This window comes from Streptomyces sp. NPDC007945 (assembly GCF_042958885.1).
Taxonomy (GTDB): domain Bacteria; phylum Actinomycetota; class Actinomycetes; order Streptomycetales; family Streptomycetaceae; genus Streptomyces.
Genome location: NZ_JBIBJV010000003.1, coordinates 260,172 through 282,636 on the forward strand (window position 1 = coordinate 260,172; position 22,465 = coordinate 282,636).

General features: G+C 71.4%; 20 protein-coding genes and 2 tRNA genes. 18 read left to right on the forward strand and 4 right to left on the reverse strand.

Features of this window, described 5'->3' with window-relative positions; translation table 11 throughout:
* Positions 1-35 precede the first annotated feature (35 nt).
* From gyrA to ACFZCF_RS11950, 5 genes are all read left to right on the forward strand, one after another.
* Positions 36-2,642, forward strand: coding sequence for a DNA gyrase subunit A (gene gyrA / locus ACFZCF_RS11930; RefSeq protein ID WP_388442420.1), 2,607 nt, complete (start codon positions 36-38; stop codon positions 2,640-2,642).
* Between the two features lie 105 nt (positions 2,643-2,747).
* Complete coding sequence (locus ACFZCF_RS11935; RefSeq protein ID WP_391286301.1) at positions 2,748-3,317, forward strand: DUF3566 domain-containing protein; 570 nt, start codon at positions 2,748-2,750, stop codon at positions 3,315-3,317.
* Positions 3,318-3,439: 122 nt separating this feature from the next.
* Positions 3,440-3,513, forward strand: a tRNA-Ile gene (locus ACFZCF_RS11940).
* A 147-nt stretch (positions 3,514-3,660) separates the two neighbouring features.
* Positions 3,661-3,795 carry a DLW-39 family protein gene (locus tag ACFZCF_RS11945; protein WP_208809277.1) on the forward strand — a complete coding sequence of 45 codons (135 nt, stop codon included), beginning with the start codon at positions 3,661-3,663 and terminating at the stop codon, positions 3,793-3,795.
* Between the two features lie 292 nt (positions 3,796-4,087).
* On the forward strand, positions 4,088-5,428 hold the full coding sequence (locus ACFZCF_RS11950) for a hypothetical protein (protein WP_391286304.1): 1,341 nt from the start codon (positions 4,088-4,090) through the stop codon (positions 5,426-5,428).
* Positions 5,429-5,441: 13 nt separating this feature from the next.
* On the opposite strand, the gene ACFZCF_RS11955 is transcribed toward ACFZCF_RS11950, so the two are convergent.
* Together ACFZCF_RS11955 and ACFZCF_RS11960 are read right to left on the reverse strand one after the other, a co-directional pair.
* The gene (locus ACFZCF_RS11955; RefSeq protein ID WP_391286306.1) at positions 5,442-6,710 is read right to left on the reverse strand and encodes a protein kinase; all 1,269 of its coding nucleotides are present in this window, start codon (positions 6,708-6,710) and stop codon (positions 5,442-5,444) included.
* Positions 6,711-6,749: 39 nt separating this feature from the next.
* On the reverse strand, positions 6,750-7,301 hold the full coding sequence (locus ACFZCF_RS11960; RefSeq protein ID WP_391286308.1) for a helix-turn-helix domain-containing protein: 552 nt from the start codon (positions 7,299-7,301) through the stop codon (positions 6,750-6,752).
* 127 nt (positions 7,302-7,428) lie between these two features.
* On the opposite strand from ACFZCF_RS11960, the gene ACFZCF_RS11965 reads away from it, so the two are divergent.
* The 8 genes from ACFZCF_RS11965 (at position 7,429) to ACFZCF_RS12000 (ending at position 13,880) form a co-directional block, all read left to right on the forward strand.
* A tRNA-Ala gene (locus ACFZCF_RS11965) sits at positions 7,429-7,501 on the forward strand.
* A 193-nt stretch (positions 7,502-7,694) separates the two neighbouring features.
* A complete protein-coding gene (locus ACFZCF_RS11970; protein WP_391286310.1) occupies positions 7,695-8,027 on the forward strand; it encodes a hypothetical protein in 333 nt (110 codons plus the stop codon).
* 237 nt (positions 8,028-8,264) lie between these two features.
* Entirely contained in the window at positions 8,265-8,453 is a 189-nt protein-coding gene (locus ACFZCF_RS11975; protein ID WP_388442437.1) for a hypothetical protein, read from the forward strand.
* A gap of 72 nt (positions 8,454-8,525) precedes the next feature.
* Positions 8,526-9,290, forward strand: coding sequence for an FAD-dependent thymidylate synthase (gene thyX, locus ACFZCF_RS11980; protein WP_388442440.1), 765 nt, complete (start codon positions 8,526-8,528; stop codon positions 9,288-9,290).
* Positions 9,291-9,317: 27 nt separating this feature from the next.
* Positions 9,318-9,878: a TIGR00730 family Rossman fold protein gene (locus tag ACFZCF_RS11985; protein WP_382805567.1), complete on the forward strand. Its 561-nt coding sequence runs from the start codon at positions 9,318-9,320 to the stop codon at positions 9,876-9,878.
* A 15-nt stretch (positions 9,879-9,893) separates the two neighbouring features.
* Positions 9,894-10,943, forward strand: coding sequence for an isopenicillin N synthase family dioxygenase (locus ACFZCF_RS11990; protein ID WP_388442444.1), 1,050 nt, complete (start codon positions 9,894-9,896; stop codon positions 10,941-10,943).
* 4 nt (positions 10,944-10,947) lie between these two features.
* A complete protein-coding gene (locus ACFZCF_RS11995; protein WP_391286314.1) occupies positions 10,948-12,198 on the forward strand; it encodes an ATP-grasp domain-containing protein in 1,251 nt (416 codons plus the stop codon).
* Between the two features lie 116 nt (positions 12,199-12,314).
* Positions 12,315-13,880 carry a solute carrier family 23 protein gene (locus ACFZCF_RS12000; RefSeq protein ID WP_391286316.1) on the forward strand — a complete coding sequence of 522 codons (1,566 nt, stop codon included), beginning with the start codon at positions 12,315-12,317 and terminating at the stop codon, positions 13,878-13,880.
* 95 nt (positions 13,881-13,975) lie between these two features.
* Here the strand turns inward: ACFZCF_RS12000 and ACFZCF_RS12005 are convergent, their stop codons facing one another.
* Both ACFZCF_RS12005 and ACFZCF_RS12010 read right to left on the reverse strand, forming a co-directional pair.
* The gene (locus tag ACFZCF_RS12005) at positions 13,976-14,809 is read right to left on the reverse strand and encodes a LuxR family transcriptional regulator (protein ID WP_391286318.1); all 834 of its coding nucleotides are present in this window, start codon (positions 14,807-14,809) and stop codon (positions 13,976-13,978) included.
* 347 nt (positions 14,810-15,156) lie between these two features.
* Positions 15,157-16,197 (reverse strand): LuxR C-terminal-related transcriptional regulator, encoded by a 1,041-nt coding sequence (locus tag ACFZCF_RS12010; protein ID WP_391286320.1) that lies wholly within the window; start codon positions 16,195-16,197, stop codon positions 15,157-15,159.
* Between the two features lie 141 nt (positions 16,198-16,338).
* On the opposite strand from ACFZCF_RS12010, the gene ACFZCF_RS12015 reads away from it, so the two are divergent.
* The 5 genes from ACFZCF_RS12015 to ACFZCF_RS12035 all read left to right on the forward strand — a co-directional run bounded on the left by ACFZCF_RS12015 (position 16,339) and on the right by ACFZCF_RS12035 (position 22,329).
* Positions 16,339-17,634 carry an ATP-grasp domain-containing protein gene (locus ACFZCF_RS12015; protein WP_391286322.1) on the forward strand — a complete coding sequence of 432 codons (1,296 nt, stop codon included), beginning with the start codon at positions 16,339-16,341 and terminating at the stop codon, positions 17,632-17,634.
* Positions 17,635-17,641: 7 nt separating this feature from the next.
* Positions 17,642-18,868, forward strand: a complete 1,227-nt coding sequence (locus ACFZCF_RS12020; RefSeq protein WP_391286324.1) for an MFS transporter — start codon at positions 17,642-17,644, stop codon at positions 18,866-18,868.
* 58 nt (positions 18,869-18,926) lie between these two features.
* Entirely contained in the window at positions 18,927-20,192 is a 1,266-nt protein-coding gene (locus ACFZCF_RS12025; RefSeq protein WP_388442465.1) for an ATP-grasp domain-containing protein, read from the forward strand.
* A complete protein-coding gene (locus tag ACFZCF_RS12030) occupies positions 20,189-21,481 on the forward strand; it encodes an acetyl-CoA carboxylase biotin carboxylase subunit family protein (protein WP_391286327.1) in 1,293 nt (430 codons plus the stop codon). The genes ACFZCF_RS12025 and ACFZCF_RS12030 overlap by 4 nt, the downstream gene beginning before the upstream one ends.
* A gap of 152 nt (positions 21,482-21,633) precedes the next feature.
* A complete protein-coding gene (locus tag ACFZCF_RS12035) occupies positions 21,634-22,329 on the forward strand; it encodes a 2OG-Fe dioxygenase family protein (RefSeq protein WP_388442471.1) in 696 nt (231 codons plus the stop codon).
* The last annotated feature ends 136 nt before the right edge of the window (positions 22,330-22,465 follow it).

Consider the following 22,465-nt stretch of genomic DNA (forward strand, 5'->3'; position numbering starts at 1 on the left):
CTCAGCTGACCGCACGAAAGGACTGACCACCAGCAATGGCCGACGAGAACCCCCCCGTGACCACCGAAGAAGAAGAGGGCCAGCAGCTGAGGATCGAGCCCGTCGGGCTCGAGACCGAGATGCAGCGCTCGTACCTCGACTACGCGATGTCCGTCATCGTGTCCCGCGCGCTGCCCGACGTCCGGGACGGCCTCAAGCCGGTCCACCGGCGCGTGCTGTACGCGATGTACGACGGCGGCTACCGGCCCGAGAAGGGCTTCTACAAGTGCGCCCGCGTCGTCGGCGACGTCATGGGTACGTACCACCCGCACGGCGACACCTCGATCTACGACGCGCTCGTCCGCCTCGCCCAGCCCTGGTCGATGCGGATGCCGCTCGTCGACTCCAACGGCAACTTCGGCTCCCCGGGCAACGATCCGGCCGCGGCCATGCGCTACACCGAGTGCAAGATGGCGCCGCTGTCGATGGAGATGGTCCGGGACATCGACGAGGAGACCGTCGACTTCCAGGACAACTACGACGGCCGCAACCAGGAGCCGACGGTCCTCCCGGCGCGCTTCCCGAACCTGCTGGTCAACGGCTCCGCCGGCATCGCGGTCGGCATGGCGACCAACATCCCGCCGCACAACCTCCGCGAGGTCGCCGAGGGCGCCCTGTGGTACCTGGCCCACCCGGAGGCCGGCCACGAGGAGCTCCTCGACGCGCTCATCGAGCGGATCAAGGGCCCCGACTTCCCCACCGGCGCGCTCGTCGTCGGCCGCAAGGGCATCGAGGAGGCGTACCGCACCGGCCGCGGCTCCATCACGATGCGCGCGGTCGTCGAGGTCGAGGAGATCCAGAACCGCCAGTGCCTGGTGGTCACCGAGCTGCCCTACCAGGTCAACCCGGACAACCTCGCGCAGAAGATCGCCGACCTGGTGAAGGACGGCAAGATCGGCGGCATCGCCGACGTCCGCGACGAGACCTCGTCCCGGACCGGCCAGCGCCTGGTCATCGTGCTCAAGCGCGACGCGGTCGCCAAGGTCGTCCTCAACAACCTGTACAAGCACACCGACCTCCAGACGAACTTCGGCGCCAACATGCTGGCGCTCGTCGACGGCGTGCCGCGCACCCTCTCGCTCGACGCGTTCATCCGCCACTGGGTGACGCACCAGATCGAGGTCATCGTCCGCCGGACGAAGTTCCGGCTGCGCAAGGCCGAGGAGCGCGCCCACATCCTGCGCGGCCTCCTCAAGGCGCTGGACGCGATCGACGAGGTCATCGCCCTCATCCGGCGCAGCGAGACGGTCGAGATCGCCCGCGAGGGCCTGATGACCCTCCTCCAGATCGACGAGATCCAGGCCAACGCGATCCTGGAGATGCAGCTCCGCCGGCTCGCGGCCCTGGAGCGCCAGAAGATCGTCGCCGAGCACGACGATCTCCAGGCGAAGATCAACGAGTACAACGCGATCCTCGCGTCCCCGGAGAAGCAGCGGGGCATCGTGAGCGAGGAGCTGACCGCGATCGTCGAGAAGTTCGGCGACGACCGGCGCTCCAAGCTGGTGCCCTTCGACGGCGACATGTCCATCGAGGACCTCATCGCCGAGGAGGACATCGTCGTCACCATCACGCGTGGCGGCTACGTGAAGCGGACGAAGACCGAGGACTACCGCTCGCAGAAGCGCGGCGGCAAGGGCGTGCGCGGGACGAAGCTGAAGCAGGACGACATCGTCGACCACTTCTTCGTCTCCACCACCCACCACTGGCTGCTCTTCTTCACGAACAAGGGCCGGGTCTACCGCGTCAAGGCGTACGAGCTGCCGGACGCCGGCCGGGACGCCCGCGGCCAGCACGTGGCGAACCTGCTGGCCTTCCAGCCGGACGAGCAGATCGCCCAGATCCTGGCGATCCGCGACTACGAGGCCGCGCCGTACCTGGTCCTCGCCACCCGCTCGGGCCTGGTGAAGAAGACCGCGCTGAAGGACTACGACTCGCCGCGCTCCGGCGGCGTCATCGCCATCAACCTGCGGGAGCGGGAGGACGGGAGCGACGACGAGCTGATCGGCGCCGAGCTGGCCTCCGCCGAGGACGACCTGCTGCTGATCTCGAAGAAGGCGCAGTCGATCCGGTTCACCGCCACGGACGACGCGCTGCGTCCGATGGGACGCGCCACTTCGGGTGTCAAGGGCATGAGTTTCCGCGCCGACGACGAACTGCTCTCGATGAATGTCGTCCGGCCCGGTACGTTCGTCTTCACCGCGACGGACGGCGGGTACGCGAAGCGCACCCCCGTCGACGAGTACCGCGTCCAGGGTCGTGGCGGCCTCGGCATCAAGGCTGCCAAGATCGTGGAGGACCGCGGCTCGCTCGTGGGCGCGCTGGTGGTGGAGGAGACGGACGAGATCCTCGCCATCACGCTCTCCGGCGGTGTGATTCGTACGCGAGTCAACGAAGTCAGGGAGACCGGCCGTGACACCATGGGCGTCCAGCTGATCAACCTGGGCAAGCGCGATGCCGTCGTCGGCATCGCACGGAACGCCGAGGCCGGCAGCGAGGACGAGGACGGCGAGGACGTCGTCGACGCCGAGGGTGCCGTCGAGGCAGTCGAGGCCGAGGAATCGGTCGAGGGCACGGAGCCTGCGACCGGGGATCACGAGGAGTAGAGCGTGAGTGGAGCCACGGGCGCCGGTTCGGCGGCCGCCGGAGCTTCTGCAGGTGCCGGCGCGTACGGCGCCCGTGGCTCGGCCACGGACTCCCAGGGGGGTGCGGTGACGGACGGACGGGGGCAGCAGCCCCCCTACGAGGCCTACAGCGGGCCGCTGCCGGGCGAGCGGCAGGGCGGGCAGCAGCAGGGCCCGTACCACCCGCCGCAGGCCTACGGCGCGCCGACGCAGGGCGGTCAGGCGCGCGGCGGGGCCGCGGGCGGCGGAGTGCGCCGCCCGCGGACCGGGGCGCGCACCACGCCCCGCACCCGCAAGGCGCGGCTGCGGGTGGCGAAGGCCGATCCGTGGTCGGTGATGAAGGTGAGCTTCCTGCTCTCCATCGCGCTGGGCATCTGCACGATCGTCGCGGCGGCGGTGCTGTGGATGGTCATGGACGCCATGGGCGTCTTCTCGACGGTCGGCGGGACGATCAGCGAGGCCACGGGCTCCAACGAGTCCAACGGCTTCGACCTGCAGTCCTTCCTGTCGCTGCCGCGGGTCCTGATGTTCACCTCGGTGATCGCGGTGATCGACGTGGTCCTGATGACGGCCCTGGCGACCCTCGGCGCGTTCATCTACAACCTGTCCGCCGGCTTCGTCGGCGGCGTCGAGCTGACGCTGGCCGAGGACGAGTAGCCGGCGAGGGGGCCGCCCGCGCGCCCTTCGGGAGCCCTCGGCTCCGGGCGATTTTGGGACTGGCCCCCACGTGCGCTAATGTTCAGGAGTCAGCGCGACGGGGACAAACCGAGAAGCGCGGCGGGGCTATAGCTCAGTTGGTTAGAGCGCATCCCTGATAAGGATGAGGCCACAGGTTCAAATCCTGTTAGCCCCACAGAAGAGATCGACCCGGACGGTTCCTCCGTCCGGGTCGATCTCGTTGTGTGAGGTTTGGCGCTCGCACAGGTCACCGATCGGTATCGGTCGATGTGTAGAGTGGGCGTCAGAAGTCTCCTACGTCAACGAAAGACGAGGTCGCGCGGTGAAGAAGCTGCTCCTGGTCGCACTGGCCGCCATCGGCGGGCTCCTCGTGTACCGCCAGATCCAGGCGGATCGCGCCGAGCAGGACCTGTGGACGGAGGCGACCGACTCCGTGCCGTCCGGTTCCGGTGTCTGAGACCCACCCCATCTGAACGCCGAAGGTCCCGGCCACGCCTCGCGTGGCCGGGACCTTCGGCGTTCCGGCCCCCGCGCGGGATGATCCGTCCGGGATCCCCGGGCCGACACCATCGAGTTCGCTCAAGCGAAGAAAATGCTTGCTCTCGCGAAGTCGGGTGGGGTGGGAGCGGCCCTCCCCCGATCCCGCCCCGATGCGGACACCGGAGCCGTCGGCGGGGCAGGATGGACCGGCACGACGGCCCTGGCGGCCGTCGGCGGGGCGGTGACGGAGACACGACGAGGAGAAGCGCGTGAGCACGCAGGCGGGGGCCGCGGCGGGGAACGGGGCAGGGCGCCGGTCAGGGCGTCGGGGGAGGGCCGCGGCCCGGACGCGGAGGGCCGCGGCGCTCCTGACGGCCGCCGCCGCGATCGGCACGGTCACCGCGCTGCCCGCGTGGGCGGCCGAGGCGGCCCCCCTGCCCCCGTACTCCTTCGACCCCTCGGCGCAGCGGATCGCGGGCGCCGGCACCAGTGCCGACGCCAAGCCGCTGGAGCCGGGCCGGACCTACCGGGACACCCTGAAGAAGGACGGCAAGCTCTACTACCGGCTCAACCTGGACACGTCCAGGAACACGTACGTCTCCGCGGTCGCCGTGCCCGAGCCGGGCGGCAAGGCCGCGTACGGCGACGGCTTCCGGATCTCCGTCCAGGACGGCTCCGGCGTCGAGTGCGGCTACCAGGACGTCAACTTCGGGGCCGGCGACTACGGGCGGCCGCTGGCCGCCTACGCGCGCCGGATCGTCGACCCGGACGTCTCCGGCTGCCAGGAGGCGGGCGCGTACTACGTGGTGGTCGAGCGCGACTCGGACGCCGCCTCCGCCCCGGGCGACTGGCAGCTGGAGCTCCAGCACGTCACCGAGCCGCTGCTGAAGGAGAACGGGCCGGACGAGCTGCCCGGCTCCTGGCCCTCCGGGACGCCCGCGCCGGTCACCGCCGAGCAGCGGAAGCGGCAGGGCGGGAACGGCCTCCACGACGCCGTCTCCCTGGAGAGGGGCGAGTGGCGGGCCGACATCCGGCCCGGCCAGACCCTCTTCTGGCGGGTGCCGGTCGACTGGGGCCAGCAGCTCTTCACCACCGCCGAGCTGGGCAGCAGCGACGCCGGCGACGACCTGGTCGGCAACGCGCTCGCGCTCGGCCTCACCAACCCGGCGCGCGGCTTCGTCGAGCTCAAGACGGTGAGCTACAGCGGCGACCCGGCCCGGGTCGCCCTCGACCCGCGGCGGCCGGTCGACCACAAGAACCGCTCCGCGTACGAGGACGGCACCAACGGCATGCGGTTCGCCGGCTGGTACTACCTCAGCGCCACCCTCAGCCCGAAGATCGCCGCGAAGTACGGGGACCAGCCGCTGCCGCTGATCCTGCGGGTCGACGTGACCGGGGCGAAGCAGCCCGGGCCCGACTACGCCGGGGACCCGGGCATCTTCCAGGTGACCGCCGACGACCGGGACGCCGCGGCGAGCGGTGCGACGGACGCGGAGGCCGCCGACGACCCGACGATGGCCGTCGTCGCGGCGGGCGGACTCGGCCTCGGCACCGTCCTGCTCGTCGGCCTCGGCGCCTGGACGCTGCTGGCCCGCAGGGCGACCCGCTGACCCCGGGCAGGGCCTACACCTGGGCCAGGGCCCAGAAGCCGACCGCCAGCGACACCAGCGCGAGCAGCAGCACTGGGACCGCCACCTTCGGGGGCGGTCCCGGACGCCGTACGGGGACCGGTCGCGCCGCCTGCGTGGGTGCCTGGGCGGGCGCGGCGGCGTACGGGTTCGGCGCGGCGGGCGGAGCGGGCCGGGGGGCCGGCGGGGGCAGATGGAAGCTGCCCGTCTCGGACGCGGCGGGCACCGGCCGGTACGGATCCGGGGCGGGCTGGGGCGACGGGTACGGAACCGGCGCGGCCGGTACGGGACCGGGCGCGGCGACCGGGACCCGCGGGGCCGGCGGGGCCGGCGGGGCCGGCGGGGCCTCCCGGGACGGCGGCGGGGCGTCCTGGATCGGGCGGGCCACCGGGCCCTCGGGACCGAAGCCGGCCGGCAGCGGACCGATCTGGTCGAGGATCTCCACCGGCTGCTCTCCGGCCGCCGGCTCGGGCAGCATCTCCACCGCGGCGCTCAGCGCCTTCCGGACGCCCGTGGCCGTCCGGAAGCGGGCCTGCGGATCGGGCTGCAGCAGCCCGGCCAGGACCTGCCACAGCGGCTCGGGGACGCTCGCCGGCGCCGGCGGGGTGCCATGGGCCAGGAAGTGCTCCACGAGGGCCTGCGAGTCCGGCCGGGTGCCGTGCAGCAGATAGAGCCCGACGAGCCCGACGGCGTACAGGTCCGCCGTGAAGTCGGGCTCGGCCCCGAGGAGTTGCTCGGGAGCGAAGTAACCCGGCGTGCCCACGACGTAGTCGGTCTCGGTGAGCCGGGGTTCGCCCTTGCGCATGGAGATGCCGAAGTCCGACAGGCGCAGGTGCGGGCGGCCCGTGCCGGTGACCTCCATCAGGATGTTGGCCGGCTTGATGTCCCGGTGGACGACGCCCTCCGCGTGCACCGTCGCCAGGCCGGAGAGCAGCTGGTCGAGGAGGGTGCACACATAGCGGGGCGGCAGCGGGCCGTGGTCGCCGACGACGTGGGCGAGCGAGCCGCCGGCGATCAGGTCCATCGTGAAGAGGACCTTGTCGTCGTCGGCGGCCCAGCTGGCCGGGGCCAGGACGTGCGGGTGGTCGATCCGCAGCGCCTGCTCGCGGACGAAGCGCAGCAGGGTGTGCGCGTCGCTCTGCTGGAGCACCTTGGCCGCCACGTAACGGCGGCGGCGGTGGTCCCAGGCGCGCCAGACCGCGCCGGCCCCGCCCCGCCCGATCGGGTCGATCAGCTCGTACCTGCCGGCGAAGACCTCACCCATCGCGCTGTGCCGCTCCCCGTCCGTCGTGCGTCCGCCGTGTCAGTTCTGGTGCGACTCGTAGTGGGCGACCGCGTCCGCGGTGCGCCCGGCTCCGTACACCCGGAGGAACTCTGCCAGCTCCGGGTGGGCCGGGGCGAGGGAGTCGGCGGCGTCGATGATGTCCCCGGCGGCGGCCACGGAGCGCAGCAGCGACTGGATCTCGCGGACCACGCGGCGCACGGTGGGGGCGCCCGAGCCGTTGGGGGACTGGCCGCCGGCGGCGGTCAGGACCGAGCCGCCCTGGGACTTCTTGATCTCGTCCATGCGGTCGGTGGCCTCGACGGCGCTGACGCTGCCGTCGGCGACCTGCACGGCGAGCTCCTGGAGGGCCTGGACGCGCTGGACCACGGCCGGGTTGCCGATCTTGGCGCGCTGGCCGCTCATCAGCTGGGACAGCATGGGCGCGGAGAGCCCGAGCACGGCGGCGAGCCGGGCCTGGTTGAGCCCGAGATCGTCGATCAGCCGACGGAAGAGCGCCCCCAGCGGCTCCCCGTACCAACTGCGCTGAAGCTCTCTGGCTCTTGCCGTGGCTTCCTGCTGCGCTGCGTCCATCACTTCTCCCCATCCCTTGGTTCGCCACTGCGAACCCCGGTCAGCATCTTACGGAGCGTGGTCGTTCACCGGGAGTCCCCACCTTTTGCCCGGCACCGGCGGAGAACCGGTACGCTGTCCTCGTTCCGGGGCCTTAGCTCAGTTGGTAGAGCGCTGTCTTTGCATGGCAGATGTCAGGGGTTCGACTCCCCTAGGCTCCACCCTGGAAATGCCCCCTGACCTGTGGAAACGCAGGTCAGGGGGCATTTTTGCGTCCGCTTCCGCGTCCGCTTCCCGGCGCGGGCGACCGTGCAGGTCCGTGCAGCTGCACTCCTGTGACCCTTACGGCGGCCCGTCGGGCGGGCGCAGAGTCTCTCCGGCCGGAAGTGTTCCCCTTTCCCCAGGAGGTCGGAGTTGGACACGAAGGAGAGCGCGCTGAGCGCCGCTCAGCTGCTGGAGACCGCCCACCAGGCGGTCCAGCAGGGTTTTCCCTGTGACGACCGGCTGGCCCGGACGGCGCTGCATCTCATCGAGTGCGCCACCGACGTCGTCGTCCGGCTTCCCGAGCGGGACCTCGACGCGGCGCGCGAGGCGCTGAACCTGGCGCGGGCGGCGGTGGTCACCGCCACCACCGCCGTCCGGGAGGTCCACGACCGGGAGCGGACGGCCGGCCTCCAGGAGGAATCCCCCGTAGAACCCGTTATTCCGCCCGGAAACGCGAGGGTTTTCTGCGGAATTGATCGGTGAGAGCGCCGCACCGTCAGGCCCCGTGCCCGTCGTCGACTTCATTGTCAACGGCGGGCACGGGGCTTTGTCATGTGCGTCGGGGAGACGTACAAGCGGAATGTCGTCTGCTGCATGTTCCCGCCGGGGATTCAGACTTGTGCACTGCACAAGTCTGACCTTATTTCCCTCCCGGCGATTTCCAAGAATGAACTCGTGAGCGGACGAGCCGCCCACACACCGGGAACAGGAGCCCTGAACATGTCGATCACCGCCCTGACGACGAAGACCTCCGCCGCGCGCCGCATCGCGCGGAACGCGGCGATCGCCACCGCCGCCGGCCTCGCCGTCCTCACCTCGGGCGGGATCGCGGCCGCCGGCGAGCCGGTCGTCCCGGCCGCCACCGTGACGGTGAGCACCGACACGCCCGCGGACCACGGCTGGGACTGAGCCAGGCAGCCGAAAAGCGGAGCTCCAGCCGATATTCCCCGACCACAAGTCGAGTCACCCGGAGGACACACCATGACGATCAGCCCGGCCCTCGAGACCGAGACCGCCGCCACCGCCCTCCTCGGCCCCGAGATCGAGCTTCGCAGCCAGATCTCCGTGGAGCTCGTCGACCACACCGCGTCCGACCTGGGGGTCGTACGGGCGGCGCGGGTCTCCACCGCGGGTGAGGAGGCGCACCGTGAGGAGCGCGGCGACGATTACATCGGCGGCCTCATCCGCTATTTGATGCGCAGCCGGCACGGCAGCCCCTTCGAGCACAATTCCATGACCTTTCTGGTCCACGCGCCCATCTTCACGATCCGCCACATGATGCGGCACCGAATGTGGTCGTTCAACGAGGAAAGCGCCCGGTACAAGGACCTCAAGAACGTCTTTTACGTGCCGGACCGCGACCGCGCCCTCAAGCAGGAGGGAAAGCCCGGCCACTACCGTTACGTGACGGGCAGCGAGCAGGATTACGAGCTGATGAGCGAGGCCACCAGCGAGGCGTACCGTTCGGCCTTCCGCGAGTACCAGCGCATGCTCGACGCCGGTATCTCCCGTGAGCTGGCGCGCATGGTGCTGCCGGTCGCGACCTTCTCCACCGTCTACGCCACCTGCAACGCCCGCTCCCTGATGCATTTCCTGGGCCTGCGCACCAACCGCGCGGACGCCGCGTACATCTCCCACCCGCAGCGCGAGATCGAGGTCGTCGCGGAGCAGATGGAGACGGAGTTCGCCCGGCTCATGCCGCTGACCCACGAGGCGTTCGAGAAGTTCGGGCGCGTCAGCCCCTGACCGGAACACCGGGAAACGGAGGTGCCCGTGCGCGTCACGGTCTACGCGGGATCGGCCCTGGGGAACCGGGCCGTCTATGAGGAGGCTGCCGCCCTCTTCGCCAAGGAACTGGTCGCGGCAGGACACGAGATCGTCTACGGCGGAGGCGCGGCCGGCCTCATGGGGGTGGTCGCCGACTCCGCCCTCGCCGCCGGTGGCCGGGTCACGGGAGTGATCCCCCGGCACCTCGTCGAGGCGGAGGTCGCCCATCAGGGCCTGACCGAACTGCACATCGTCGACACCATGCACCAGCGCAAGCAGAAGATGGCCGACCTGGCCGACGCCTTCGTGGCGCTGCCGGGCGGGGTGGGCACCGTCGAGGAGATCCTCGAGGTCTGGGCCTGGCTGATCCTCGGCCGGCACGGCAAGCCCATGGCGCTGCTGAACGTCGAAGGCTACTGGGACCGCATGCACCGCATGATCAACCGCATGTCGTCCAGCGGATTCCTGCGTGAGCAGGAGGTCGGGACCCTCGCCTCCGTCGGCGACGCGGCCGGCTTCCTGGAGCTCGTACGGGACTGGGAGCCCCCGCCGCCGCGGTGGGGTTGAGGGAGAGATGAGGCCATGTCGGTACTGAACATGGAGAGCGCGGCCGACACGGCCGCCGAAGTGACCGTGGTGGACGGCTACGTCCCGGTCATCGACCTGAGCTCGGCGAGGACGAGCGAGGCCGCGGACGCCCGCCTGGCCTCGGTGATCGACGAGGTGTGCCGCACCAGCGGCTTCCTCGTGATCGTCGGGCACGGCGTGGCGGAGTCCACCATCGCCGAGATGTACCGGGCCACCCGCGAGTTCTTCGCGCTGCCCGCGGAGGTCAAGAACGGCGTGCTGGCCGACCCGGCCGACCCGCTGATGCGGGGCTTCGGGCGCAAGGGCAGCCTGGCCGCCTCCAACGCCGACGCCGAGGTCGAGCAGGAGCGCGCGCTGCCGGACATCTCCGAGACCTTCACGGTCAACCGGCTGGGCGAGCCGGACGGCCGGCAGGCCCTGCCGGCCGATGCCGACGCCGCCCTCGCCACCCCGAACCAGTGGCCCGCGCTGCCCGGATTCGCCGAGGCGTACCGGAGCTACTACGCGGCGATGGAGGTGCTCGCCGACGACATCATGCGGCTGTTCGCCCTCGCCCTCGGCCTGCCCGGGGACTGGTTCGAGGACAAGATCGAGAACCACATGACCAACCTGACCGCGAACTACTACCCGGCGCAGCCCGAGCCCCCGGCCCCCGGGCAGCTGCGCAAGGGCGTCCACAGCGACTGGGGCAGCCTGACGATCCTCTACCAGGACCAGGGCGCCGGCGGTCTCCAGGTGCTGGACAAGGCGGGCGAGTGGCTCGACGTCCCGTACATCGAGGGCTCGTTCGTCGTGAACATCGGCGACCTGATGGCGATCTGGACGAACAACCGGTGGGTGAGCACGGTCCACCGGGTGGTCAACCCGCCGCGTGAACTGGCCGGACAGGAACGGTACTCGGTGCCGTTCTTCCACCAGCCCGCGTACGACGCGCTCATCGAGTGCATCCCCACCTGCGCGGGCCCGGACAACCCCGCCCGCCACGAGCCCGTCCGCTCCGGCGCGTACATCACCGGCAAGTTCAGCCGGGCGTACGGGAACTGACGGAATGAGCAGGCCCGTCCTGCTGCTCGGCGGCGCGGGAGGCGCGACGGCGCAGAGCGTGCTGACGGCCGCGCGGTCGCTGGGCGTCCCGGTCCACCTCGCGACGGACCGGGCCGGGGCCGGGCGGAGGCAGGACGCGCGGGCGCGGTACGCGGGTGTCGTCGTGGCCGATCTCCGACGACCCGAGCAGGCCGTCGGCCGGCTCGCCGAGTACTGCCTCCGGCAGGGCGTCGGCGGGGTGGCGGCCGACCGGGAGCCCCTGGCGCCGCTGGCCGCCTCGGTGGCCGACGTCCTCGGGCTCCCCGGTCACCCCCCGGGCGCGGCGGCCGTCGTCCGCGACCGCCGGAGGACGGCGCAGATCCTGCTGGCCCACGGGGTGCCGGGGCCGCGCACCCTGGCCGTCCGCTTCTCCGGGACGGCCGAGACGCGGCGCCGGGCCGCCGGGCTCGCCTACCCGGTCGTGGTGCGGCCCGCCGAGAGCCCCGGTGCGTCGGGCGCGGCCGTCGTGCGGAACGCGCGGGAGCTCCCGGAGGCCGTGGAACGCGTCCTCGAACGGCGCGGCGACCCGGCCCGGGGCACCGCCCCCGTGCCGGTGGCGCTCGTCCAGGAGTACCTGGAGGGGACCGAATACCGGGTCGAGTCCGTGTTACGGGCCGGCCGTTTCGGGCACCTGGCGATGCTGCGGGCCACCGACGAGGACGGCCCGGTGCGGCGCGTGGCCGGATACACCCTGCCCTCCGGCCTGCCGGACGCCACCGCCTTCGCGATCCTGTCCGTGGTGGAGCGCGGCCTGACGGCGCTCGGCCTGCGCGACGGGCTCGCCCACACCGCGCTCAAGCTGACGGCGGACGGGCCGCGGCTCCTCACCGTCGGCACCGCGGCCCCGGAGGCGCCGGTCACGGAGCTGATCGAGCACGCCACCGGGGTCAGCGCGGCCGGGGTGTACCTCCAGTCCGTCCTCGGCGAGCGGCCGGAGATCAGTCCCCACGGGCTCCGTCCCGCCGCCCTCCGCTACATCACCACCGCCCGGCACGGCGTCTTCCACGGACTGCGCGGACTGCTCGCCAGCCCGTACGCGGCGGCCGTCCGGTCGTACGTGGACCTCGGCGCGGGCGTCGGGGGCGGGCAGGAAGGTCCGGCGGGCGGCGTCCGCACCCGGCTCGGCCACGTGATCGCCACTGCGGACGGTCCGGACCGGGCCGACGCGCGGGCCGACGAGGCGCTGGCGGGGATCACCGTCCAGGTCGGGGTCTGAGCCCCCCTCTCCCGACGCTTCCGGCTCTTCCGCCTCCCCCGCACCCCGCACCGGCTCCCTCGAACCCGCCCCCCTCAACCCACCCCTATCGAACGTCAGCGACCGGAGGAACGACCATGAAGGGAACGCAGGATCCGATCCAGCGGATCCTCGGCATTGGCTGGCGGCTGCACGGTGACGGCCGGGCCCCGCGGCCCGGCGCGGCCGTCATGCCGGACGAGCGGCTCTCCTGGCCGCGCACGGTGGGCCTCGGGGCCCAGCACGTCGTCGCGATGTTCGGCGCGACCTTCGTCTTCCCCGTCGTGATGGGGCTCGACCCGAACCTCGCGATCATGATGTCGGGCATCGCGACCGTGGTGTTCCTGCTCGTGGTGCAGGGCAAGATCCCGAGCTACCTCGGCACGAGCGCGTCCTTCGTCGGCGCGGTCGCCGCGATCCGGGCGGCCGGCGGCAGCTCGGCGACCGTGACCGGCGCCATCCTCGTGGCGGGCCTGGTCCTCGCCGCGGTCGGCCTGCTCGTCCACTTCGCCGGGCCCGGCCTGGTGAACAAGGCCTTCCCACCGGTCGTCGCGGGCGCCGTGGTGCTGCTGATCGGACTCAACCTGGCCCCGGTGGTGGCCGACATCTACTGGCCCCAGGACCAGTGGACCGCGCTCGCCACCATGGGCGTCGTGATCGCCGCCGGCGTGCTGCTGCGCGGGTTCTGGAGCCGTCTCGCGGTGCTCGTCGGCCTCGTCTTCGGTTACGTGCTCTCCTGGGTGCTCGACCAGACCCTCGGGCAGATCACCGCGCCCGGCCCCACCGGGGAGGTCACCAGCCACCTCCGGGTCCAGCTCGGCGCGGTCGCCGACGCCGACTGGTTCGGGCTGCCCACCATGCACGCGCCGAGCTTCAGCACCTCGGCGATCCTGCTCGTCCTGCCCGGTGTCATCGCGCTGCTCGCCGAGAACACCGGCCACTTCAAGGCCGTCTCCGAGATGACCGGCAAGGACCTCGACCCGGTGCTCGGCCGCGGCATCCTCGGCGACGGTCTCGGCACCGTGGTGTCCTCGGTCGTCGGCGGCGCGCCGACGACCACGTACGCGGAGAACATCGGCGTGATGGCCGCGACCCGCGTCTACTCGACCGCCGCGTACTGGATGGCGGCCGCGGCGGCGCTGGTCTTCGGCCTCTGCCCGAAGTTCGGCGCGCTGGTCGCCGCCACCCCCGGTGCCGTGCTCGGCGGCATCACCGTGGTGCTCTACGGGATGATCGGCCTGCTCGGCGCCAAGATCTGGATCAGGGCGGGCGTGGACTTCTCGGACCCGGTCAACCTGGTTCCGATCGCGGCCGGTTCGGTGCTCGGCATCGGCGGGGTCACCCTCCAGGTGACCGACACCTTCTCTGTCAGCGGCATCGCGCTGGGCACCCTGGTGACCCTGGTCGGCTACCACGCCCTGGCTGCGATCCGCGGCCCGGGCCGGACGGCCGGGACGAAGGCCGCCGAACGGATCACGGGGCCGGACGCCGCGCCCCAGGACGCCGTTTCGGGGCCCGCCGCCCCGGAATCCGCTACTCCGGAGCCCGTCACCGCGGAGCCCGTCACCGCGGAGCCGGTCACCGCGGAGCCTGTCGCCCCGGAGCCCGTCGCCCCGCGGACCGCTGCTCCACAGACCGTCGCGGCGAAGACCGCTGTGAGGTAGGCCTCCGCGGCGAAGCCCCCGCGGGGCATGCGGTTGGCCGGAAAGGACTCTCCCCCACCACCACGGGCGGGGCGTGAGGCGATCAGCAGATCGCCTCACGCCCCGCCCTTCTCGTGTGCCGGTTCCTCGGGGGCGGAGGACTGCGCTCCGGCGAGCTGGCCCAGCCGGTAGCCGAGCTGGAAGCGGGTCTCCGCTTCGAGGTCCGCCTTGAGTCTGGCCAGGTGGGAGGCGTACGCGCGGGTGCTGAGCCCGATGCGCTTCGCGATCACGTTGTCGCTGTCGCCGTGGATGAGGCAGCGGATGATGGTCTCCCGCAGCGCCCCGCTCAGCTGGCTGGACTCGTTCGGGGTGCGGGAACCCTGGAAGGGTTTGGCGCGCTGCCAGTTCCGCTCGAACACCTCGGCCAGGAACCGCACCACGGCCGGATCCCGTACCACGACGGCCTGGTCGCGGGCGGTGTTGGCGGGGATGACCGCGAGGGCGCGGTCCACGATGATCAGCCGGTCGAAGAACTCGTCGAGGGTCCGGATCTGCGCGCCCAGCGCGGATATCTCGCTCACGTAGTCGCGGGTGGGACCGTCGTGCCAGGCGGTGTGCTGGTAGAGGGTCCGCACCTTGACCCCGCGGTCGAGCAGCGCCTCGGTCTGCCGGCGGATCGCGTGCAGGGTGGCCTTCGGCCGGGGGCCGCCGGGCTGCGCCGTGAACAGCTCCTTCGCGCACTGCTGCACCGCTTCGTTCACGATCGAGCTGATGGCGGCCTTGCCCTCGATCCGTACGATCGGCACCCCGTCCGACGCGCCCGAGGCCGGACGGCACTCGGCGATCAGCGGGCGGAGCAGCTCCGTGAGATTGCGCGCCTCCTCGAGCATCATCAGTGCCGAGGAGCGCAACTGCGCGCCCAGACGGGCCTCGACGATTCCCGGGTCCACGGCGATCACTTTGTCCGGAACGGAATCGTCCGTGTCCAGCATGCCCATGGAGAGCAGTTCTTGGAGTGCCTCCCGGTCCGCGTCCGCGTCCGCGGAGTCCGGGCAGTTGTCGGAAAGGTCCGGGAGGCGTCTTCGCTGTGAATCCCGGCGTAGCAGATTGACGTACGCCGCACGAGCCTTGGCGCTGAGGACGGGCGTCACGGACTGTTGCGGTTGCATGGCTGACTCCGATGTGGGGGTGGTCATCGCGCAAAACGGGGCGAAGGGTAGCTCGCCTGTCTGTGTGGTGACCAGATAGTTACGGCCAACTTGGCGGGATCATAGAGCTGTTGCCGCCGCCGGAGCGGCTATTCGGCTTCGTCCGTGTCAAGTCGGAGTCCCAGTTGGTGGGCTTTGTAACCCGCCTGGAATCGGCTTTCCGCCCCCAATTCGTCCGTGACGTCCTTCACGTGGCGGCGCAGCGTGCGGGTGGCCATCCCGAGTCGCTTGGCGATCGTCTCGTCCTTCAGGCCGGCGGCCATCAGCCGCAGGATCGTGAGCCTCAGCGCCTCCGGGGGCTGCGGCGCGTCGGGCGGCGTCGCGTCGAAGGGGCGGCCGGACTCCCACAGGCTCTCGAACATCCGGTACAGGAAGCCCACCACCGTCGGGTCCGTGACGACCGAGGCGCCCTGCGGCCCGCCCGCCGTCCGCTGCTGCGGCACGAACGCCGTCTCCCGGTCGAAGATGATGATCCGGTCGAACGCCTCGGCGGTGGTACGGATCTCGGCACCGGCCGCCGACACCGTCCGCACGTACATCTGCGTGCTCAGGCTGGCCCGGGCGGTGTGCTGGTAGAGCGTGCGCAGCCGGACCCCGCGGTCCAGCATCCCCAGACTCTCCTCGATGATGCCGCGCAGCGTGTCGGAGCTGCGGCCGCCGCCCGGCTGGATGCTGACCATCTCCTCGGTGCACAGCCGGGTCATCAGGGAGAGCTCCCGGCGGACCTCGTCCGCCTCGCCGAAGGTGCGCACCCCGTCGGCGCGCCGCCCCGTGCGCTCGTGCTGCGTGAACAGGGGTGCCAGGGGGCGCAGCCGGGTGTGGAGGTCCACCAGTTCCTGCTGCCGGCGCCGGATCTCCTGTTCCAGCGGGGCGCGGACCGCCATCTCTGCGATCGTGGGATCCGCCGGAATCAAGCCGTCTCCGCGGCCGGCGGGCAGTAGCAGGCCGAGTTCGAGTAGGTTGTCCCGCGCTCCGGTCAACTCGGCGTGCGAAAGCCCGAGTTCGTTTTCCGCTACGGTCAGGTCGGAGTCGCGAAGCACGCCGTTCCGCAACGCCCACGCGTAGACGGCCGGCGATTCCGGCGCCAACCGAGCCGTGCCATCGGGGCTTTGTGTCCCTGAACGCTCCATTTGTCGAGAACCTCTTCTGGTCTGTCCACTTTGGGACACCGAGTATCTCTCCACCAGGACCGCGCCCGCTGAGAGAGTCTTCTCATCGCGCTGGACGGCACGCGTCGCGCGACTTCTGAAAATTCCCCGAAGGGGTGAATCATGCGCAGAATCGCTTTCCTGCGTTCTATTGAGATCCAGCAGACCAAGCCCTTTCTGACGGCGCTCGAAGGGCGTTTCCAGAAGGACGGCATCGAGGCCAAGCTCTTCTACACCGACGGCGAATGCGGACCCGGCGACTTCCCCGGGGAATCCGAGAAGGTCCCCGGCGACATCTCCGCGGACGAACTCGCCAAGAAGGTCATCGCCTGGGGTGCCGACGGCGTCGTGTCGCTGTCCATCGCCGACGAGAACGCCCTGCGTGACGCGGTGGTGAAGCGCCGTCTCGAAACGGTCGGCATCCCGATGACCGCCCACAGCCTGGACGCGGTCACCCTCACCGGCAACAAGTGGGAGACCAAGCGTCTCCTGGAGCGCCACGGGCTCGACACCCCGCCGGGCCTGCTCGTCGACAACGACGTCCTCGCCGGCCGGGGCCTGGCGATTCCCGCCTACCCGGACGCGGTGTTGCTCCAGATATCCGACATGGGATATCCGCTGATCAGCAAGCCGCTCTGGGACTGCATGGGCGCCGGAATGGTCTCCATTCCCGACGAGGCCGCCCTCGAACGCCACCTGACCGAAGGCGAGCACCACGGCAATTTCATCCTGGAGCAGTGCGTCTCCGGTGAGATCTGCTCGGTCGAGGTGGTCGGCGCCGACGGCGAGTACGTGGTCCAGCCCCGGGTGTGGCAGGGACCGGCCGAGCTCGGCCCGGTCTTCAACTTCGGCCGGCTGCGTTACGTGGCCCCGCGCGAGCCGCACGACCGGGACTTCGCCCCGGTGGCCGAGAAGCTGAAGGGCCTCTGCCACGAGGTCGGCTTCACCGGTGCCGTGGGCCTCGACATGATCTACGAGAACGGGGTCTACCAGATCCTGGAGATCAACCCCCGGGTGACCGGAACGACCACCCCGTGCATCGCGTCCACCGACTTCAACACCTACGAGGTCCTGCTGTCGATCCTCGACGGCAGCTGGCCCGCCCACCCGGAACCGCGCGAGGGCATCAAGCGGGTGTGCCTCCAGTTCCCGGTCCGCGAGCTGTCCCCCGAGTTCGTCGCCGACGTGACCCGCGAGCTGGACGTCGTACGGACCCAGACCCTCACGATCGACGGGGTCGAGCACCCCAACATCGTCATCACCTGCGAGCTGGAGGACCGGGCGGCCCTGCCGGCGAAGCTCGAATCCCTCTGGCAGCGCCACGCCTTCACGGACCGGTCCTTCCTGCGGCAGATCGCGGTGGCCGTCGGCGTGGCGGACGCCTCGACCGACGCCGAGACCGGGGAACGGAACCGCTGACATGCGCATGGACGGCTACAGAAAGGTCGTCGCCCACCCGGGCATCGGCCCGCTCATGGTGCTCGGCTTCTTCGCGAAGATCGCCGTCGTCGCGATCCCCGTCGTGATGAACCTCGGCGTCGTCCTCGGCCTCGGCCGCGGCTTCGGGGCCTCCGGCCTGGTGATCGCCCTCTGGACCGTCGGTGTCGCCATCGGCGGCCCGGTCCAGGGCAAACTCATGGACCGCTACGGAGTGCGCCGGGTGCTCGCCGTGTCGGTGGCCGGCCAGGCGCTCTTCTGGGGCCTCGGACCCGCCCTGCCGTACGAGGCGCTGGCCGTCTCCGCGGTGGCCTGCGGTCTGCTCAACCTTCCCGGCTTCGCGATCGTGCGGCTGAGGCTCGCCGTGGCCATCCCCGAGGAGGAGCGGCACACGGCCTTCGCGCTGGACGCGATGACCTCCAACATCTCGTACATGGTCGGCCCGGCGCTCGGCGTCACCATCGCCACCGCCATCTCCAGCGACGTGTCGATGCGCGGCCTCGGCCTGATCGTGTCCCTCGCCGGAATCGGCCTGTGGCTGCTGAACCCGCAGGTCAGGGACGAGGTCAAGGGGACGGACGCACCCTCCGCCAAGCCGGCGAAGGTGCCCTTCAGGACCTGGTTCACCCCCGCCCTCGTCCCGGTGCTCATGGCCACCACCGCCACCACCCTGGCCACCGCGGGCTACGAGGTCGCGATCGTCGGCGGCCTGCGCGAGGCCGGACAGGTGGAGTGGTCGGGACTGGTCCTCACCGTCTGCGGCCTGTGCTCCCTCCTCGGCGCGCTCGTCTACGGCACGCTGAAGAACCCGCCGTCCTTCGCCCTGATCTCCGGCCTGGTCGGCCTGACCACCGTCGTGGGCGGCTTCGCCACCGGCGACTGGCGCTGGCTGTGCCTGGCGATGGTGCTGCCCGCGGCCCTGTGCTCGCCCGCCTTCGCCTCGACGGCCAGCGCGGCCAGCGGACTGGCCCCGGCCGGCGCCCGCGGAGTGGTGATGGGCTGCTACAGCGCCGCGCTCACCCTCGGCAACAGCATCGGCGCCCCGCTCTCCGGCACCGTCCAGGACGCGATGAGCCCGATGTGGGCCTTCGTGATCATCGGCGCCGCCGGCGCCACCCTCTCCGCCCTGGCCCTCGCCGGCGGCCTCCGCAACGCCAGGAAGCCCGGCCCGGCCGCGGAGCCCGCGCCGCCGGTCCTGGCCGAGTCCGCGTCCTGACCCGCCTCCCCGCCCACGCGCAGCCGCGTGGGGATGTCCACCCCAGCAAGGAGTTCCCGTGACCATCAAGGGTTACGTCGCGATCGTCGACGCCTTCGCGCCCGCGCGCTTCTTCCCGCCGGAGTTCGAGAAGGCCGGATACCGGTGCGTCCGTGTCCAGAGCACCGCCGAGATCCCCCCGGCCTTCGCCGGCTCGCTCGACCTCTCCCTCTACGAGGACAACATCGTCCACCTCGGCGACCTCGACGAGACGATCCGGGCCGTCGGCGCCTACCAGCCGATCGCCGTCTTCTCCGGCAGCGAGTTCGGCGTCGAGTTCGCCGACCGGCTCAGCGAGGCCATGGGCCTGCCGACCAACGGCACCCGGCACAGCGCCGCCCGCCGCGACAAGTTCACGATGATCGAGACCATCAAGGCCGCCGGGGTGCGCGGCGCCCGGCAGATCCTCGCCACCAGCGCCGAGGAGCTCGCCGACTGGCACCGGGACCTCGGCCGCCGGATCGTCGTCAAGCCGGTCAAGAGCGCCGCCAACGACGGCGTCCACTTCTGCTCGACCCCGGAGGAGAGCGCCCGCGCCTTCCGTGAGCTCACCGGCGCCGCGAACGTCTTCTCCGAGGTCAACGAAGGGGTGGTCGCCCAGGAGCACCTCTTCGGCGGCGAGTACATGGTCAACACCGTCAGCCGCGACGGCCGCCACCACGTCACCGACATCATCGCCACCTCGCGCATCTCGGTGAACGGGGTCCACGACATCAGCAACTCCGTCCACCTGATGCCCCGCCACGGCGAGGTGCAGGACCAGCTCGTGCCGTACGCCTTCGAGGTGCTCGACGCCCTCGGCATCAAGCACGGCCCCTCCCACATCGAGCTCAAGTTCACCGCCGAGGGCCCGGTGCTGATCGAGCTGGGCGCCCGCATCTGCGGCGGCGACCTCCCGCACTACGTGCAGCACGCCACCGGCGAGTCCCCCTTCGACTGGACCGTCGAGGCGTTCACGAACCCCGAGGGCTTCGCGGAGCGCTGCGACGACCCGTACGAGATCAAGCGCTGGTTCGCCTCGGTCGGTCTGGTCGCCGCCAAGACCGGCACGCTGAAGTCGCTGCGGCACCTGGAGGCCGTCGAGCGGCTGGAGAGCTTCCACGACCTCTCGCAGTTCGTCCCGCTGGGCGGCACGGTCGTCCCCACCGTCAACGACAGCACCTACGTCGGCTTCGTCCGCCTCTTCCACGAGATCGAGGAGGTCGTGATGCGCGACATCGGCACGATCCACTACCTCGACGGCGACGGCATGTACGAGATCGAGGGTGAGGGCGGAGCGTCGTGACCACCACCGGGGCTCCTGGCCTCCCGCACATCGTCGTCATCAACCGCTGGCGCGAGCGGTACGCGCGCTACGCCGAGTACCTGGACCACTCCACGCACCACGTCTCGTACATCTCCACCGAGGTGGGCCTGCCCTCCGTGCCGGAGGAGGCCGGGGACCTCGTGATCGTCGAGCGCACGGACGACCTGGAGGCGGTGCGCGCCGCGGTGCGGGTGCTGGCCGTGCGGCACGGCAGGCCCGAGCGGATCGTCGCCCTGAAGGAGGACGACCTGCTGATCGCGGCGGCCCTGCGCGAGGAGTGGGACTGCCCCGGGCAGCGCACCGAACAGCTCGCGAAGTTCCGGGACAAGTACCTGATGGCCTCCGCGGTCGCGGAAGCCGGCCTGGAACTGCCGGAGTTCGCGCTCGCGACCGACGAGGCCACGGTCCTCGCCTTCGCCGAGCGGTACGGCTGGCCGGTCGTCGTCAAGCCGGTCATGGGCAGTTCGAGCGAGGGCGTCGCCAAGCTCGACGGCCCCGAGGAGCTGGCCTCCCTGCGCCTCGGCGACGGGCCGATGATGGTCCAGCGCTTCCACCCCGGGCTCATCTACCACGTGGACGGCGTGTTCACCGGCGAGGCGATCCGGCACCTGCGGGCCTCCCGGTACGTCAACACCTGCCTCGGCTTCCGGTCGGGGGAGTTCCTCGGCTCGGTCGAGGAGGACGACGAGGCCGTCAACGAGGCGATCAGGCAGGCCGCGGCCGGCTATCTGCGCGCCCTGTCGGACGAGCCCCTCGTCTTCCACCTGGAGGTGTTCGTCGACCGCTCCTCCGGGACCCCGCGGTGCAGCTTCCTGGAGGTCGGCGCGCGGGTCGGCGGGGCCGAGATCCCCTTCGTCTGGCGTGAGGTCCACGGGTACGACCTGATGGACGCGGCGTTCCAGCTCCAGATGCGGCTGCCGATCCCGGAGGGGGAGCCCGGCGCGAGCGGAGAGGTCGGCGGCTTCCTGATCGTCCCGGCCCCGGAGGCCCGGCCCTGCCGGATCACCGAGGTGACCTCCATGACCGGGCGGGTTCCCGGGCTGTACGCGGAGGCGCTGCTGGAGGTCGGCGAGGTGCTGCCGCTGGCGGACGCGTACTACGAGCACGTCGGCGGCCGGTTCCGGTTCCGCGGGGCCGGCAGCGCCGAGGTCGAGGCGGCCGTCGTCGCCGCCGCGTCCGGGTTCCGGGTGGCCGGGGTGCCGGCCGACGCGCCGGAGGAGGCCGCCGAGGAGCCGGACGCGCTGCTCACGGCGGCCGGCGGGCGATAGGCGACGGCGATCCCCGCCCGGACCCCGCCCGATCCCCGCCCGTCCCCCTGCTCCCTGTTTCCCTGCCCCCACCGGCTCACCGACCCACCGGCTCACCGACCCACTGACTGACTGACTGACCGACAGACCGAAGACCGACAGGAGTACGTGGCATGTCCGTTGCCATCGAGACCATCCCGTTCCACCACTCGTCTCCCGCTCTGCTCGGCGACGCGCTCGCCGGCTGCCCGGAACGGGCGCTCAAGGACTTCATCAGGTCCTGGGCGGATCTGCCCGTGGACGCCTACCTGCCGGACGGCGCGACCTTCCGTCAGCGCAGATACGGGCGGTTCCGCCTGGCCAACGACCAGCTGGCGCCCACCGACTCGGCCGTGTTCGAGCAGTCGGCGGAGGTGAACGCCCTGTTCGGCGGCGTGGAGCGGCGCTTCGAGCCGCTCGCCGACGCGGTGGCCTCCTCCGAGGTGCTCCGCAGGATCGTGCTCGCCTTCCTCGACAACCTGCCCGGGGAGATCGACCGCGCCACCGCGGGCGTCGGCGTGCACCAGATCCGGATCACCGCAGGCCGCGACGAGTCCTCCATGCCCGCCCCGGAGGGCATACACGAGGACGGCCACCACTTCGTGGCCCAGGTGCTGATCAACCGCGAGGACGTGGCGGGCGGCGAGTCGCGGCTCTACGACCGGGACAAGCAGCCGATCTTCCGCACCACCCTGCTCCAGCCCTTCGAGTCGATCGTCATCGACGACCGCCGGGTGTTCCACGGAGTCTCGGCGATCACCCCGGCGGACGGTGCCGAGCAGGGCGTCCGCGACATGATGCTGATCGACTTCTTCCCTCTGACCGACTGACCAGGGAGGCCGGGGGGGGGGGGGGCCGCCCCCCCCCGGGGGGCCCCCCCCCCCCGCCCCCCCCCCCCCCCCGCGCCGGGGGGGGGGCCCCCGCCCCGGCCCCCCCGGGGGGGGGGGGGCGGTGGACCGCCCCCCC